Below are 14,494 nucleotides of genomic sequence, written 5' to 3'. Positions count from 1 at the left end.
ATGACCTATCTCAGCCTCTCCGCGTTCTTCGTCGGCCTCGCGCTGGTCGTCCTGCTCATCGCCGTGCTCCGCCGCAGCCCCGACCGGGTGTGGTGGACCGCGACCGGCATCACCGCCGTCGTGCTGCTGGTGCTCACGGCGGTCTTCGACAACCTGATGATCGGCCTCGACCTGTTCCGCTACTCCGACGACCAGATCTCGGGGCTGCACATCGGGCTGGCGCCGATCGAGGACTTCGCCTGGCCGGTGGCGGTCGTGGCCGCGCTGCCCTCGCTGTGGCTCCTGCTGGGCGGGAGCCGGCGATGAGCACCGACCTCGCCCCCCGGTCGACCGCCCGGCTGCTCGGCCAGGTCGTCGGCTCCTCGCGCCCGCTGAGCTGGGTCAACACCGCCTATCCCTTCGCGGCGGCCTACCTGCTCGCGGGCGAGGGGCTCGACCTCACGCTGGTGCTCGGCACGATCTGGTTCCTCGTGCCCTACAACCTGCTGATGTACGGCGTGAACGACGTCTTCGACTACGAGTCCGACATCCGCAACCCCCGCAAGGGCGGGATGGAGGGCGTGGTCCTCGATCGCCGGGTACACCGGCTCACGCTGTGGCTGGCCGGCCTGCTCAACCTGCCCTTCCTGGTGGCGCTGGTGGCTCTCGGCTCCCCCGCCTCGCACGCCGTCCTCGCCGTCAGCGTCTTCGCGGTGATCGCCTACTCCGCGCCTGTGCTGCGCTTCAAGGAGCGACCGTTCCTCGACTCGCTCACCTCCAGCACCCACTTCGTCAGCCCGGCGGTGCTCGGGTTGGCGCTGGCCGGGGCGCCGCTGACCTGGACCGCGTTCGCCGCGCTGGCCGGCTTCTTCCTGTGGGGCGTGGCCTCGCACGCCTTCGGTGCCGTGCAGGACATCGAGGCCGATCGCGGCGGATCCATCTCGTCGATCGCCACCGTCCTGGGCGCCGCCCCCACGGTGCGCTTCGCAGCCGCGGCGTACGTCGCGGCGGCGGCGCTGCTGCTCACCACCGGCTGGCCGTGGCTGCTCAGCGCCCTGCTGGCGCTGCCCTACCTCGCCAACGTGGCGCCGTTCCTCACCCTCACCGAGGGCGAGTGCATGCAGGCCAACGCCGGCTGGCGACGGTTCCTGTGGCTGAACTACCTGAGCGGGTTCCTGATCACCCAGCTCTTCCTCTGGGACGCGCTCTTCCGCTGAGGCCCGCTCGTCGGGTGATCGGGCGGTGCGGGCGGGTGAGGCGCTGCTGCCAGCGGATCCACGGGGGCGCCACCGCCCAGTTGGCGGCCAGGGTGCGCTTCGCCCGCTCCAGCCGGCGCCGGCGCTGGGCCCGGCCGCGCAGCGAGCGCCCCGAGACGCCGACGCGCAGCAGCGGGTCGAGCCGGATCCGCCGGCTCGGTCCCAGCACGAACGCCAGATCCATGTCGTCGTGCAGCTCGGGGTCGTCGCGGTGCACGTCCGCACGGACCGCCTCCCAGGTGGTCCGCCGCAGCGCCATGCTCGAGCCCCACAGCGCGGTGTGGCCCAGAGCGAGGTGCGTGAAGAGGTAGTAGGAGCCGAGGTAGGCCAGCTCCAGCACCCACCGCCACACCGGCACCACGTCGTGGAACCAGCCGGTCCCCGTCACCGCGTCGAGCCCGGGGTCCTGGCCCATCCGGTCGGCGATGCGCTGCACCCACCGTGCTCCGGGCAGGGAGTCCGCGTCGCAGCGGGCGATCACGTCGCCGCGCGCCGCGTCGTACCCCGTGGCGGCGGCGGAGGGGATCCCGACCACCGGCTCCCGCACCACCCGCGCGCCGTACGACGCGGCGACGGCGGCGCTGTCGTCGCTCGAGGCGTTGTCGACCACGACGATCTCGAACGGGGCGACCCGCTGGCGGGCCAGCCGGGCCAGGCAGCGCGCCAACGCGTCGGCGTCGTCGCGGACCGGGATCACGACGGAGACGGTGGGCCTCACCGGGAGGCCGGCTGCCGGACCGGGACGGGGGCCCGGGAGAGCCACAGGGCGGCCACGGCACCGAGCCCGCCGGCCACCAGGTCGCTGAGCGTGTCGGCGGCCCCCACCTGGATCCGGTCGTCGAGGGTCAGGTGGCCCCACCACTCCCCGACCTCCCACACGACCGCGAGGACCAGCGCGAGCGACACCGTGGTCGCCCAGGAGTCGGCGGGAGCGCCCATCTTGAGGCGCAGCACGTGCACCATCAGCGCGATCATCCCGGTGGCCACCGCGTGCACCGCGAGGTCGAGCCCCGGGACGCTCCGATAGAGGTCGAGCACCGCGGCCCAGCCCGCCAGGAGCAGCGCGGTGACGTAGGCCAGGTCGAGGCCCCAGGGCGCTCCCAGGGCCCGCGGCACCATCGCCCCGCCGAGGACCAGGAAGAACAGCGCCGCCGGCACCGCGCCGTACTGCACGGCGGCGACGACGACGCTGAGCGCAGCCGCCACCCGCATCAGGTCACCGGCGAGGACAGGACGGAACACGCCGTCGAGCCTAGCCAAGCGCCCCCACTCGGCTCCCCGCTCAGCCTCCGACCAGCAGCCCCCGCACCACCCGGAGCCCGACCGACAGCCGGGCCAGGTCGGCCCCGTCGTCGGCGCAGATCTCCTCGAGCGTGTCGGTCGCCCGCTCGGCGCGCGGCCCACCGGGCGCCTCCCAGGCGGCGACCCGGGCCTCGGGCGCGTCGCCAGGAGGCGTGGACGCCAGCACCTGGGCGGTGATCTGGCCGTGCACGGCGTGCAGGTCGTCGCGCAGCGCGGCCCGGGCCATCGTCTGCCAGCGGTCCTCCCGTGGCAGGGCCAGGATCCGGCTGACCAGCGGCGGCAGCCCGAGCCGCTCGCCGACGGCGAAGTGCACCCGGGCGACCTCGGTGGGGTCGAGCCCCTCGCGGGTCGCGGTCTCCACGACCCCGAGCAGCATGTAGGCCGGGGGCAGCACCGCCACCCGGGTGGCCAGCTCCTCGGGCACTCCCCGCTGCACGAGGTCGTCGCGCCGCTTCGAGAAGGCGTGGCGCTCGTGCCCGGTGAGCAGCTCGGGCAGCTGCGCGACCACGCGCTGGATGGTGACGCCGAAGAAGTCCACGACGCCCTCGGAGTCCACCGGCGGGCGCCGGTTGTTGACCAGCCAGCGCGAAGCCCGCTCCACGAGCGTGCGCATCTCCAGGCGCATCTGCGTCTGGACCCGCGCGTCCAGCACGTTGTCGTACGACGCGAGCTCGTCGCGCAGCGCCAGCGAGCCGTAGATCTCGCGGGCCACGAAGTTGGCACGGGTGAGCTCCGCCGCCGAGGCGCCGGTCTCCCCCTCCAGCCGCGGCCAGAACGTCATCCCGGCGCCGTTGACGAGGTCGTTGACGACCTGGGTCACCACGATCTCGCGACGCAGCGGGTGCTCGTCCATCTGCTCGCGGTAGCCCTGGCGCATCTTCTCGGGGAAGTAGGCGTAGAGGTCCGCGCGCAGGAACGGGTCGTCGGGCAGGTCGGAGGCCAGCAGCTCGTCGGCCAGCGCGATCTTGGTCCACGCGAGCAGCACCGAGAGCTCGGGCAGGCTCAGCCCCTCGCCCACCTCGAGCCGGCGGCGCACCTCCCGGCTGGAGGGCAGCGCCTCCAGGTCGCGGTCGATGAGGCCCTCGCGCTCCAGGCGCTTCATCCAGTCCTCGTGCACGTGCAGCAGCGGAGTCGACAGGCTGGCGGCGTTGGAGAGGGCGAGGTTCTGCTCGTAGTTGTCGCGCAGCACCAGGTCCGCGACCTGGTCGGTCATCGACGCCAGCAGCTCGTCGCGCTCCTCCCCGGCCATCTCCCCGGCCGCCACGACCCGGTCGAGCAGGATCTTGATGTTGACCTCGTGGTCGGACGTGTCGACGCCCGCGGAGTTGTCGATGAAGTCGGTGTTGATCCGCCCCCCGCGACCGTCCGCCCCGCTCACGGCGTACTCGATGCGGCCCCGCTGGGTGAGGCCGAGGTTGCCGCCCTCCCCCACGCAGCGCGCCCGCAGCTCGCCGCCGTCGACCCGGATCGTGTCGTTGGCCTTGTCGCCGGCGTCCGCGTGGGACTCGGTGGACGCCTTGACGTAGGTGCCGATCCCGCCGTTCCACAGCAGGTCGACGGGGGCCAGCAGGATCGCGCGGATCAGCTCGGCCGGGGTCAGCTTGACCACCGCGTCGTCGAGGCCGAGCGCGGCGCGCACCTGGGGCGTGATCTTGATCGACTTGGCGGTGCGGCTGTGCACGCCCCCGCCCTCCGAGATCAGCTCGGGGTCGTAGTCGCGCCAGCTCGAGCGCGGCTTCTCGAAGAGCCTGCGCCGCTCGGCGTAGGAGGCCGCCGCGTCGGGGTCGGGGTCGAGGAAGATGTCGCGGTGGTCGAAGGCGGCGACCAGGCGGATGTGCTCGGAGCAGAGCATCCCGTTGCCGAAGACGTCGCCGGACATGTCGCCGATGCCGACGACCGTGATGTCCTCGCTCTGGCAGTCGATGCCCATCTCGCGGAAGTGGCGGCGCACCGATACCCACGCGCCGCGGGCGGTGATGCCCATCGCCTTGTGGTCGTAGCCGACCGAGCCACCCGAGGCGAACGCGTCACCGAGCCAGAAGCCGTACTTCGCCGCGACGTCGTTGGCGATGTCGGAGAACGTCGCGGTGCCCTTGTCCGCGGCCACCACCAGGTAGGAGTCGGCCGGGTCGTGGCAGACCACGTCGCGCGGCGCCACGTTGTCGCCGTCGACGAGGTTGTCGGTGAGGTCGAGCAGACCCGAGATGAACGTGCGGTAGCAGGCGATCCCCTCGGCCATCCAGGCCTCGCGGTCGCCGGGGTCGGGCAGCTGCTTGCAGTAGAAGCCGCCCTTGGCCCCGACCGGGACGATCACGGTGTTCTTGACCATCTGGGCCTTGACCAGGCCGAGCACCTCGGTGCGGAAGTCGTCGCGCCGGTCCGACCAGCGCAGCCCGCCGCGCGCCACCGACCCGAAGCGCAGGTGGACGCCCTCGACGCGCGGGGAGTGCACGAAGATCTCGAAGCGGGGCCGCGGCTCGGGCAGATCGGGGATGCCGGAGGGGTCGAGCTTGAGGGAGAGGTAGCGGTGCCAGCCGCCGCTGCTGCGCTGCTGGAAGAAGTTCGTGCGCAGGGTGCTGCGGAGGTGGATCAGGTAGGAGCGCAGGATCCGGTCGTGGTCGAGGCTCACCACGTCGTCGAGCGCCCGCTCGATGCGCTGCTCGACCTCGTCCATCCGCGCCCGGCGCGCCTCGTCGGTCGCGCCCACGGTCCCCCGGCCGGGGTCGAAGCGCGCCTCGAAGAGCTGCACGAGCAGCCGGGTGATGTCGACGTTGCCGATCAGCGCGTTCTGGATCGAGGAGAGCGCGAAGGGGGTGCCGCCCTGCTTCATGTACTTCGCGTAGGCGCGCAGCACCGTCACCTGGCGCCAGCTCAGCTGCGCGGCGAGGACCAGCTGGTTGAAGCCGTCGATCTCCGCGGCCTGGTCGCGGATCGCGAGCAGGGTCTCCTCGAAGAGCTCCTTGGACCCGGCGGGCGGCTCGGTGTCGTAGCGCAGACCGAAGTCGTAGACGTGGGTCGGGCGGGCGAGCCCCTCGAGCTCGTAGGGGCGCTCGTCCACGACCTCGACGCCCATCGAGGTGAGCATCGGCAGGATCTGCGACAGCGAGAGCGGCGCCCCGGTGCGGAACACCTTGAGCCGCCCCTCCCGGGGCCCCGCCCCCACCGGCCGGTAGAGGGTCAGGTCCAGCCCCTCGTCGCCCTGGGTGCGGCCGAGGTGCTCGATCCGGCCGACGTCGGCCGCACCGGTGTGCGGGGAGAAGTCCTCCTTGTAGGCCTCGGGGAACGACCCGGCGTAGTGACGCCCGAGCCGCGACCCGACGGCCTCGCCGTACTCGCCGACGACGGAGGCCATGAAGTCGTCGCGCCAGGACCGGGCGGCCTCCGCGAGGCGGCGCTCGAGGTCCTCGATGTCGGCCTCCTCGATCAGCCGACCCGCCGGCGGGCGGACCACGAAGTGCACGCGAGCGAGCACCGACTCCGCGACCCGCGCGTTGAACTCGATGTTGTCGCCGCCCAGCCGCTCCTTGAGGATCGCGGCGAACCTCTCCCTGACACCGGTGTTGTAGCGGTCGCGCGGGAGGTAGACGAGCACCGAGAGGTAGCGGCCATAGGTGTCGCGACGCACGAAGACCCGCAGCTGGCGCCGCTCGCGGGTGTACATCACGGCCTCGGCGATCGGGGCCAGCTCGTCGACCGGGGTCTGGAAGAGCTCGTCGCGCGGGTAGTTCTCGAGCGTGTAGAGCAGCGTCTTGCCGGCGTGGCTGCGCGGGTCGAAGCCGACCCGCTGGAGGACCTCGAGCGCCTTCTCGCGCAGCAGCGGGATCCGCGTCAGCGACTCGGTGTAGGCCGCACTCGAGAACAGCCCGAGGAAGCGGTGCTCGCCGACCACGTCGCCGGCCGCGTCGAAGCGCTTGATGCCCACGTAGTCGAGGTGGACGGGGCGGTGCACGGTGGCGCGGGAGTTGGCCTTGGAGAGCACCAGCAGCGTCTTCTCGCGGGCCCGCTTGGCGACCTCGGGGGGCAGCGGCGCGGTATCGCTCAGGTCCGGGTCGGCGCGCAGGATGCCCAGCCCCGAGCCGGGTACGGCGTGCAGCACGTCGTCCTCCCCCTCACGGACCAGGTCGTAGTCGCGACAGCCGAGGAAGGTGAAGTGCTCGTCGGCCAGCCAGCGCAGCAGCCCGAGGCTCTGCTCGAGCTCCTCGGCGGGCAGCGGCGGCGGCGACTGCTCGACGGCCGCCACGATCTGCAGCGCCCGGGCACGCATCTTGTCCCAGTCCTCCACCGACTCCCGGACGTCGCGCAGCGCGCTCTCCAGCTGGTGCTCGAGGGCGGAGACGTCCTCGTCCTCGGGCAGCCGGTCGATCTCGATGTGCATCCACGACTCGCGCAGCGTCTCCCCGCCGGGGATCGCGCCCGAGCGGTCCGGGTCCTCGCTCCCCCCGGGCACCACGCCCTCCTCGGCGGGGGCGACCGAGCGGAGCTCGCCGGCGACGTCGCGGGTCACCTCGAACTGCGGGTGGACGACCACGTGCACGCCACGGTCCTGGCCGGTCAGCGCCATCGTCAGCGAGTCGACCAGGAAGGGCATGTCGTCGGTGACCACCTCGACGACCGAGTGACCGCACGCCGTCCAGCCGTGCTCGCCCATCGACGGGGTCAGGACGCGCACGCGTGCGGTCCCCTGCGGGCGGTGCGCGGCGAGTCGGTAGTGCGAGCCGAGCGCGCCGATCAGGTCGACGTCGCTGCGGTCGCAGACGTCCTCCGGCGCCACGTGGCGGTAGTAGCTGGTCAGCAGGGCGGCGACGTCCTCCCGCGGCGGACCGCCGGGGGTGGTGTCCTCCAGGGCCAGGTCGGTGGCCCTCCGGAGCAGCTCTGCCTTGTCGTCCTCGAGGGTGATGGGCACGCCCCCGACCCTAGGACGCAGGTGTGAGCGGGACAACACGAGGCACCGGACACCGATCTCGCGCCCGGCACGTGTAACACCGCGACACTCTCGCGGCAGGTGGAGGGTGAAAGCCCCGTTCGCGGGACCCTCACGACAAGGAGCATCATCTTGCACCTGACCACTCGCACCGCCGGTGTCGTCGCCGGCCTCACGATGACCGTCGGCTCGCTCGCCACGGTCTCGACCGCCACCGCCGCCGAGGAGCCGCCGGCAGCGCCGTGCGCCCAGCAGGAGCAGCAGGTCGACCGCGCGACGGCCGCCCTCGAGCGGCTGACGGCCGTCTTCGAGCGCCAGAAGGTCAAGGTGACCAAGGCCAAGGCCAAGACCTCGCGCGCCGACACCGCCCGCGAGCGCTCCGAGGCCAAGCGCGCCCTCGCCAAGGCCCGGGCCGCGAAGTCGGACGCCAAGTCGACCAAGCGTGCTCAGCAGCAGCGGCTCGCCAAGGCCGAGCAGCGCCTCGCCACGTGCGAGGCCGGCGCCGGTGAGACCCCCACCGAGGACTGACCCCTGGACTGACTGGCTGACCTGACTCACCGGTCGAGCGGCCGTCGCCTCTCCCCATCCCTGAGTGGGAGGCGACGGTCGCTGTCTGTCTAGTCCTGAACTCCCACCGTGGGGCGGACGGACTCCGGCAGCCGGTTGCGGAGCCGGCGCAGCCCGCGGTGCCGGGCGACCCGCACCGCGACGGGACTGATCCCCAGCACTGCGGCTGCCGCTTGGTTGTCGAAGCCCAGACCGTCGACCAGCCCGACGACGTCGCGCTCCCGGGGCGGCAGCGACGCGATCGCGTGCCGCACCCAGTCCTGCCCGTCGAGGGCCACGGTCGGGTCGGGCGTCGACGGCATCTGGTCCTCGACCTCGCCCGGATAGGTACGGCGCCGCTCCGAGCGCCGCCGGATCGACCCGCCCACCTTGCGCGCGATGCCGAACAGCCAGCCCGCGAACTGCTCCGAGGTGCCGTCGAAGTCCGCGATCTTCGCGGCCGCCACCAGCCAGGCCTCGGCGGCGACGTCCTCGGGCCCCACCATGCTGTCCCCGCTGGAGCGGGTGGCCAGCCAGGCGATCAGTCTCCCCGCATGCGTCCTGTGGAGCTCGCGCCAAGCCTCCGGATCTCCTGCCTTCGCGCGGGTGACGACGTCGTCGTCAGCCATCCGCATCGTGCAGTCCGGGCTCCACCGTCTTGCCGCGTGCCGGCGGCTGAGCCGTCCTCGGCTCGACCGGCTGGACCGGCTCGTTCGTCTGCGAGGGCTTGATCGGCTTGATCGGCTTGGCGGGCTTGGTCGGCTTGGCGGGCTTGGTCGGCTTGCTGGGCTTGATCGGCTTGATCGGCTTGGCTGGCTTGGTCGGAGGCGTGGGTTCCACCGGCCGCGTGCGCTCCGGCTGATCGGTGCGTGTCTGTCCCGGGGCGCCGGGCCTGCTGTTGTTGCTGCGCTCGGGCGATCCGTCCCCGGTGGCCGTGCCCTGGCTCCGGCCCTGGCTCGGCCCGTGGCTCTGGTCGCCCTGGTTGCTGCCCTGGGGAGACGGTCCGGTGCCGGCCGGCACCGACTCGGACTCCGGCACCGACGTCGTGGCGGACTCAGGGCCCGACGATCCCGGCGCCGTGGGCGTCTGCTGGTTCGGCTGCGGCAGGCCCGGGAGGCTGACGGTGCCCGTGGCCCAGGCGCCCCCCACCGAGAGCAGCACGGCACTCGCGGTCGCGGCGACCACCGCGATGGGGCGACGGCTTGGCGCGGGCGTGGGAGTGCTCCGCCGCGCCAGCTCCGCGAGCTGGTGCACGAGGTGCTCCGGAGGATCGATCTTGGCCACGTCGAGCCGCAGCCGGTCGCCAGGAGGCTTCATCCAGATCACCATTCGGAAGTTCGTCGGCGCACAGGCGCTGTCGACACCTACCTGTCACGCAGGCGTCCCGGTGTTACTCGACGCCTCGTGACGCTCGACACATCCTAGCGAGGCGTCGGCCGGTCACAGCCCTGAGCGCGCCTCCCACAGCAACGGGTAGTAGCGCAGGTCGAGTCGCGAGCGCAGATAGCCCGCGCCGCTGGAGCCGCCCGTCCCCGAGCGTGCGCCGATCATCCGCTCCACCATCACGACGTGCCGCGCCCGCCAGCTCGCGGCCAGCTCGTCGTGCTGCAGCAGCGCCTCCGCCAGCCCCCACACCTCGGCGTACGACGAGCGGTCGTGGGCCACCGTGTGCAGCGAGGCCAGCACGGCGGCGTCGTCATCGGCCGCGAGGCCGTGACCGACCAGCACGTCGACGAACGCGTCCCACAGCGTGGGCTCGGACAGCCGGCGCTCCAGGCGGGCCTGCTCGTCCGCGGTGATGCCGCGGAAGCGGTCGAGGTAGGCGCGGTCACCGGCCCCGGAGAGGAACTCCAGCTCGCGGAACTGGACCGACTGGAAGCCACTCGCCGGGGCCAGCCGCTGGCGGAACTCCAGGAAGTCCTGCGGGGTCATCGTCTCCAGCACGTCGACCTGCTGCACCAGGGTCCGCTCGATGACGTGCACCCGGGTGAGCAGGTGCTGGGCCCACCAGAGCCGGCGGGCGCTGCCCCTGCCCGCCTCGTCTGCGGACGCGAACATCGCGTCCCGCGCCGCGCCCAGCTCGTGGAGGAGCTGGGCGAACCACAGCTCGTAGACCTGGTGGATGGTGATGAACAGCAGCTCGTCGTGGGCCGGCGGGTCGGACTCGAGGTGCTGGCAGTCCAGCAGCTGCGGCAGGCGCAGGTAGCTGCCGTAGGTGAGCTGGGCACCCTGCTCACCGAACGAGACGAAGCCCTCCCGCGGCTGGCTGTCCTGCTGGCTGTCCTGCTGGGCGGATGTCTGCTCGTCAGCGACCATGAGCCGACCGTAACCCGGGTCCCGTCCCCGGGTTAGGTCATCATGTCCCCCATGAGGTTCCGACACGAGCTGTCCTATGCCGCTCCCCCCGCCGCCGTCTTCGCGATGCTCGCCGACCCGGCGTTCCGGGAGGCCTCCGCGGCGGCCCAGGACGTCCACTCGGCCGAGGTCGCCCTCGAGCCCTCCGGAGACGGGTTCTCGCTGACCGTCGACCAGCTGCAGCGCACCGACGACCTGCCGTCGTTCGCCCGAGTCTTCGCCGGCGACTCCACGCGCGCCGTCCAGATCGAGGAGTGGGCGGACGCGAGTGGCGGCACCCTGCGCATCGACGCGCCCGGCAAGCCGTCGGAGATGATCGGCACGATCCGGCTCGAGGCCGACGGCGACGGGACCCGCGAGGTCGTGGAGCTCGACGTACGCGTCAAGGTGCCGCTCGTCGGCGGCAAGCTCGAGAAGCTGCTCGCGGAGAAGGTGCGCAAGGGCATGGACGTCGAGCACGAGGTCGGCACCGCCTGGCTGAGGGAGGAGCGCTGATGTCCAAGCGCCTCACCTACGACCTCGTCTACGACGCGCCGCTGGCGCAGGTGTCCGCGATGCTGGGCGACGCCGCCTTCCGGGAGCGGGTGTGCGAGGCCCGCCACGTGCTGCGCCACCAGGTGAGCGTCACCCACGACGGCGAGCGCAAGGTCGTCTCGATCGACGAGCACCAGTCCGCCGACCCGATCCCGGGCTTCGCGAGGAAGTTCGTCGGCGACGAGATCCACATCGTGCAGCAGGAGACCTGGACGTCGCTGAGCCACGCCGACATCCACCTGGCGATCCCCCACAAGCCCGGCGACATCACCGGATCGATCCGGCTCGTGGAGACCGACGGGCGCACCACCGAGACCGTCGACCTCGAGGTCAAGGTCCACATCCCGCTCGTCGGCGGCAAGATCGAGGGCCTGATCAGCGACCTGCTGCTCAAGGCGCTGAAGGCCGAGGAGCGGGTCGGCCGGGACTACCTGGCCGGCTGAGGTCACAGCTCGCGTGGGAATGGCCGTGCCCGGATCCCGGTTGGGACAGGGGCACGGCCATCCCCCCACGCTCCAGGAGCTGATCTCGTTGACCGACCTCTTCACCCCCGCTGCCAGCCCCCTCGGTGAGTTGCCCCACCGCTTGGTGATGGCGCCGCTGACGCGCAACCGCGCGGGCGAGGGCGAGGTCCCGACCGAGCTGGCGGTGGAGTACTACGCCCAGCGCGCCTCGGCCGCCTTCATCATCACCGAGGGCACCCAGCCCAGCGCCGTGGGCCAGGGCTACGCCGGGACCCCCGGCATCCACACCCCCCAGCAGATCGCGGGCTGGCGACAGGTCGGCGACGCCGTGCACGCCCGCGGCGGGCGCATCGTGATGCAGCTGATGCACGCCGGCCGGATCGGCCACCCCGACAACAAGCACGGCGCCGAGACCGTCGGCCCCAGCGCGATCGCGGCGCCGGGCCAGATCTTCACCGGCACCGGCATGCAGCCCTACCCGATCCCGCGCGCGCTGACGACCGAGGAGCTGCCGGGCATCGTCGAGGAGTTCGTGCAGGCCGGACGCAACGCCGTCGAGGCCGGCCTCGACGGGGTCGAGATCCACGCCGCCAACGGCTACCTCCTGCACCAGTTCCTGGCCCCGAGCGCCAACCGCCGCTCCGACGAGTACGGCGAGTCCCCGGCCAACCGGGCCCGGCTCACCATCGAAGTGGCCCAGTCCCTCGCCGCGGCGATCGGCCCCGAGCGGGTGGGCATCCGGATCTCCCCCGCCCACAACGTCCAGGGCGCGACAGAGGAGGACCCCGCCGACCTCGAGGCGACGTACACCACGCTGGTCGAGGCCATCGCGCCGCTCGGTCTGGCCTACCTGAGCATCCTCGCCGACCCGCGAGCCGAGCTCGTCCAGCACCTGCGCAAGCGCTTCGACGGCTTCACCGTGGTCAACGACGGCTTCGGCACGATCACCACGCACGACGTGGCGCAGGCGTTCCTCGACGAGGACCTCGCCGACGCCGTCGCCGTCGGCCGGCCCTTCCTGGCCAACCCCGACCTGCCGCGCCGCTGGGCGCTGGGCACCGAGCTCAACAAGCCCGACTCGCGCACCTACTACACCGGCGGAGCCGAGGGCTACACCGACTACCCGTTCCTCGAGGGCTGAGCAGGCGGGGCCGGCCCCGAGGGCTGAGCAGGCGGGACGGTGGGCTCCTGGCTCGCCGCCTCCGCCTCCCGGGCGTCACGCCGACGCAGGAACACCGCCACCACGCCCAGCGCCACGAACGGCCCGAACGCCAGCAGCACCACGAGCACCTGCTCGTAGGCGTGCAGGGAGCCCATGTGCAGCGGCAGCAGGTCGGCGTTCATCGCCTTCGATGGTAGACCCTGTGGCTCGTGTCGGTTTCCCCGATCGACCGGGGATCGCTGCACTTGTCGGGCGAAGTATCGGCCGACAACATCAGTCTTCCCCGGTCGACCGGGGAATCATGCAGAGCCCAACCCCCCTCACCCCATGTGCGGGTAGCGGTAGTCCGTCGGCGCCACGAACGTCTCCTTGATGGAGCGCGGCGACGTCCAGCGCAGCAGGTTGGCGGGGGCACCCGCCTTGTCGTTGGTGCCGGACGCGCGGGCTCCACCGAACGGCTGCTGGCCGACGACGGCCCCGGTGGGCTTGTCGTTGATGTAGAAGTTGCCGGCCGCGAAGCGCAGCTCCTCGGCGGCCCAGGCCACGGCACGACGGTCGCGGGCGAGGATCGCCCCGGTGAGGGCGTACGGCGCGATCGACTCGAGCTGGCGGGCGACGGTCTCGAAGTCGTCGTCCTCGTAGACGTGGACGACGAGGATCGGGCCGAAGTACTCCGTCGAGAACATCTCGTCGGTCGGGTCGGTCGAGACGACCACCGTCGGGCGGACGAACCAGCCCACGGAGTCGTCGGTCTGCCCGCCGGCCGCCAGGTCGAGGTGCGCCACACCGTCCACCCGGGCGATCGCCTCGCGGTGCTTGGCGAAGGCGCGGTCGTCGATGACCGCGCCCATGAAGTTGGACAGGTCGGTGACATCGCCCATCGCGATGCCCTCGACCTCGGCGATCAGGTCGTCGCCGATCCGACGCCACAGCGAGCGTGGGACATAGGCCCGCGAGGCGGCCGAGCACTTCTGGCCCTGGTATTCGAACGAGCCGCGCACCATCGCCGTGCGCAGCACGTCGGGGTCGGCCGAGGGGTGGGCCAGGATGAAGTCCTTGCCGCCGGTCTCCCCCACGATCCGCGGGTAGGAGCGATAGCCGGCGATGTTGGCGCCGACCTCGCCCCACAGGTGCTGGAAGGTCGGGGTGGAGCCGGTGAAGTGGATCCCCGCGAGGTCCGGGTGCGCGAGCGCGACCTCGGAGACGTCGCGACCGTGCCCGGGCAGCATGTTGATGACGCCGGGCGGCATCCCGGCCTCCTCGAGCAGCTCCATGGTCAGGCTGGCGGCCAGCTGCTGGGTCGGCGAGGGCTTCCAGATCACGGTGTTGCCCATCAGGGCGGGCGCGGTCGGCAGGTTGCCGGCGATCGCGGTGAAGTTGAACGGCGTGATGGCATAGACGAAGCCCTCGAGGGGGCGGTGGTCGGTGCGGTTCCACACGCCGGGCGCGTTGGCGATCGGCTGCTCGGCCATGATCTCGCCGGCGTAGTGGACGTTGAAGCGCCAGAAGTCGATCAGCTCGCACGCCGCGTCGATCTCGGCCTGGAAGGCGGTCTTCGACTGCCCGAGCATCGTCGCGGCGTTGATCCGCTGGCGCCAGGGCCCGGCCAGCAGGTCCGCCGCGCGCAGCAGCACGGCCGCGCGGTCCTCGTAGGCCATCTCGCGCCAGCCCGGCGCTGCCGCGGCCGCCGCGTCGATCGCCGCCTGGGCGTCGGCCTGCGTCGAGTCGCGGGTCACGCCCAACACGTGGGCGTGGTCGTGCGGCTGCACGACCTGGATCTCCGCGCCGCCGCCCGAGTGCCACGCACCGCCGATGTAGGCGGGCAGGTCGCGCTGGCTGGCCTCCAGACGGTCGAGCTCCTCGACGAGGGTCTCTCGCTCGGGGCTGCCGGGGGCGTAGGTGAGGTTCGGCTCGTTGATGGGAGTCGGGGGGAACGAGATGGCGTCCATCCGCCGATCGTGTCAGACGGGTCCAG

General features: G+C 72.2%; 14 protein-coding genes. 6 read left to right on the top strand and 8 right to left on the bottom strand.

Features of this window, described 5'->3' with window-relative positions; all coding sequences use genetic code 11:
• Positions 1 to 306: a lycopene cyclase domain-containing protein gene (locus ACYU7L_RS11210; RefSeq protein WP_460796327.1), complete on the top strand. Its 306-nt coding sequence runs from the start codon at positions 1 to 3 to the stop codon at positions 304 to 306.
• Entirely contained in the window at positions 303 to 1,196 is an 894-nt protein-coding gene (locus ACYU7L_RS11205; RefSeq protein ID WP_460796324.1) for a prenyltransferase, read from the top strand. Before ACYU7L_RS11210 ends, ACYU7L_RS11205 begins: the two co-directional genes overlap by 4 nt.
• On the opposite strand, the gene ACYU7L_RS11200 is transcribed toward ACYU7L_RS11205, so the two are convergent.
• From ACYU7L_RS11200 to ACYU7L_RS11190, 3 genes are read right to left on the bottom strand one after another with little or no spacing between them, the layout of a single operon-like run.
• Positions 1,159 to 1,953: a glycosyltransferase family 2 protein gene (locus ACYU7L_RS11200; RefSeq protein ID WP_460796322.1), complete on the bottom strand. Its 795-nt coding sequence runs from the start codon at positions 1,951 to 1,953 to the stop codon at positions 1,159 to 1,161. The two genes, ACYU7L_RS11205 and ACYU7L_RS11200, sit on opposite strands and share 38 nt — an antisense overlap.
• The gene (locus tag ACYU7L_RS11195) at positions 1,950 to 2,477 is read right to left on the bottom strand and encodes a hypothetical protein (protein WP_460796320.1); all 528 of its coding nucleotides are present in this window, start codon (positions 2,475 to 2,477) and stop codon (positions 1,950 to 1,952) included. The genes ACYU7L_RS11200 and ACYU7L_RS11195 overlap by 4 nt, the downstream gene beginning before the upstream one ends.
• A gap of 40 nt (positions 2,478 to 2,517) precedes the next feature.
• Positions 2,518 to 7,440 carry an NAD-glutamate dehydrogenase gene (locus ACYU7L_RS11190; RefSeq protein WP_460796317.1) on the bottom strand — a complete coding sequence of 1,641 codons (4,923 nt, stop codon included), beginning with the start codon at positions 7,438 to 7,440 and terminating at the stop codon, positions 2,518 to 2,520.
• Between the two features lie 150 nt (positions 7,441 to 7,590).
• On the opposite strand from ACYU7L_RS11190, the gene ACYU7L_RS11185 reads away from it, so the two are divergent.
• Complete coding sequence (locus tag ACYU7L_RS11185; RefSeq protein WP_460796314.1) at positions 7,591 to 7,986, top strand: hypothetical protein; 396 nt, start codon at positions 7,591 to 7,593, stop codon at positions 7,984 to 7,986.
• A gap of 89 nt (positions 7,987 to 8,075) precedes the next feature.
• On the opposite strand, the gene ACYU7L_RS11180 is transcribed toward ACYU7L_RS11185, so the two are convergent.
• The 3 genes from ACYU7L_RS11180 to ACYU7L_RS11170 all read right to left on the bottom strand — a co-directional run bounded on the left by ACYU7L_RS11180 (position 8,076) and on the right by ACYU7L_RS11170 (position 10,320).
• Complete coding sequence (locus tag ACYU7L_RS11180) at positions 8,076 to 8,633, bottom strand: RNA polymerase sigma factor (RefSeq protein WP_460796311.1); 558 nt, start codon at positions 8,631 to 8,633, stop codon at positions 8,076 to 8,078.
• Positions 8,626 to 9,321, bottom strand: coding sequence for a hypothetical protein (locus tag ACYU7L_RS11175; RefSeq protein ID WP_460796308.1), 696 nt, complete (start codon positions 9,319 to 9,321; stop codon positions 8,626 to 8,628). The genes ACYU7L_RS11180 and ACYU7L_RS11175 overlap by 8 nt, the downstream gene beginning before the upstream one ends.
• Before the next feature lie 123 nt (positions 9,322 to 9,444).
• Positions 9,445 to 10,320: a tryptophan 2,3-dioxygenase family protein gene (locus ACYU7L_RS11170; protein ID WP_460796306.1), complete on the bottom strand. Its 876-nt coding sequence runs from the start codon at positions 10,318 to 10,320 to the stop codon at positions 9,445 to 9,447.
• A gap of 51 nt (positions 10,321 to 10,371) precedes the next feature.
• Between ACYU7L_RS11170 and ACYU7L_RS11165 the strand changes: the two genes are divergently transcribed.
• The 3 genes from ACYU7L_RS11165 (at position 10,372) to ACYU7L_RS11155 (ending at position 12,498) form a co-directional block, all read left to right on the top strand.
• A complete protein-coding gene (locus tag ACYU7L_RS11165; RefSeq protein WP_460796303.1) occupies positions 10,372 to 10,854 on the top strand; it encodes a DUF2505 domain-containing protein in 483 nt (160 codons plus the stop codon).
• Positions 10,854 to 11,336 (top strand): DUF2505 domain-containing protein, encoded by a 483-nt coding sequence (locus ACYU7L_RS11160; RefSeq protein WP_460796301.1) that lies wholly within the window; start codon positions 10,854 to 10,856, stop codon positions 11,334 to 11,336. The genes ACYU7L_RS11165 and ACYU7L_RS11160 overlap by 1 nt, the downstream gene beginning before the upstream one ends.
• Positions 11,337 to 11,424: 88 nt before the next feature.
• Positions 11,425 to 12,498, top strand: coding sequence for an alkene reductase (locus ACYU7L_RS11155; protein WP_460796299.1), 1,074 nt, complete (start codon positions 11,425 to 11,427; stop codon positions 12,496 to 12,498).
• On the opposite strand, the gene ACYU7L_RS11150 is transcribed toward ACYU7L_RS11155, so the two are convergent.
• Positions 12,477 to 12,701 carry a hypothetical protein gene (locus tag ACYU7L_RS11150; protein ID WP_460796297.1) on the bottom strand — a complete coding sequence of 75 codons (225 nt, stop codon included), beginning with the start codon at positions 12,699 to 12,701 and terminating at the stop codon, positions 12,477 to 12,479. The genes ACYU7L_RS11155 and ACYU7L_RS11150 overlap by 22 nt on opposite strands.
• A gap of 138 nt (positions 12,702 to 12,839) precedes the next feature.
• The gene (pruA, locus tag ACYU7L_RS11145) at positions 12,840 to 14,468 is read right to left on the bottom strand and encodes an L-glutamate gamma-semialdehyde dehydrogenase (protein ID WP_460796295.1); all 1,629 of its coding nucleotides are present in this window, start codon (positions 14,466 to 14,468) and stop codon (positions 12,840 to 12,842) included.
• Positions 14,469 to 14,494: the final 26 nt, after the last annotated feature.

This window comes from Nocardioides pacificus (assembly GCF_054775955.1).
The sequence above is the reverse complement of the archived record's forward strand: the minus strand, read 5'-3'. Positions and strand labels throughout refer to the sequence as shown.

Excerpts from the sequence above, each read along its gene's own strand:
- ACYU7L_RS11210 (WP_460796327.1), top strand. The coding sequence starts at position 1 with ATGACCTATCTCAGCCTCTCCGCGTTCTTCGTCGGCCTCGCGCTGGTC.
- ACYU7L_RS11205 (WP_460796324.1), top strand. The coding sequence starts at position 303 with ATGAGCACCGACCTCGCCCCCCGGTCGACCGCCCGGCTGCTCGGCCAG.
- ACYU7L_RS11180 (WP_460796311.1), bottom strand. The coding sequence starts at position 8,633 with ATGGCTGACGACGACGTCGTCACCCGCGCGAAGGCAGGAGATCCGGAG.
- ACYU7L_RS11175 (WP_460796308.1), bottom strand. The coding sequence starts at position 9,321 with ATGAAGCCTCCTGGCGACCGGCTGCGGCTCGACGTGGCCAAGATCGAT.
- ACYU7L_RS11170 (WP_460796306.1), bottom strand. The coding sequence starts at position 10,320 with ATGGTCGCTGACGAGCAGACATCCGCCCAGCAGGACAGCCAGCAGGAC.
- ACYU7L_RS11165 (WP_460796303.1), top strand. The coding sequence starts at position 10,372 with ATGAGGTTCCGACACGAGCTGTCCTATGCCGCTCCCCCCGCCGCCGTC.
- ACYU7L_RS11160 (WP_460796301.1), top strand. The coding sequence starts at position 10,854 with ATGTCCAAGCGCCTCACCTACGACCTCGTCTACGACGCGCCGCTGGCG.
- ACYU7L_RS11150 (WP_460796297.1), bottom strand. The coding sequence starts at position 12,701 with ATGAACGCCGACCTGCTGCCGCTGCACATGGGCTCCCTGCACGCCTAC.
- pruA (WP_460796295.1), bottom strand. The coding sequence starts at position 14,468 with ATGGACGCCATCTCGTTCCCCCCGACTCCCATCAACGAGCCGAACCTC.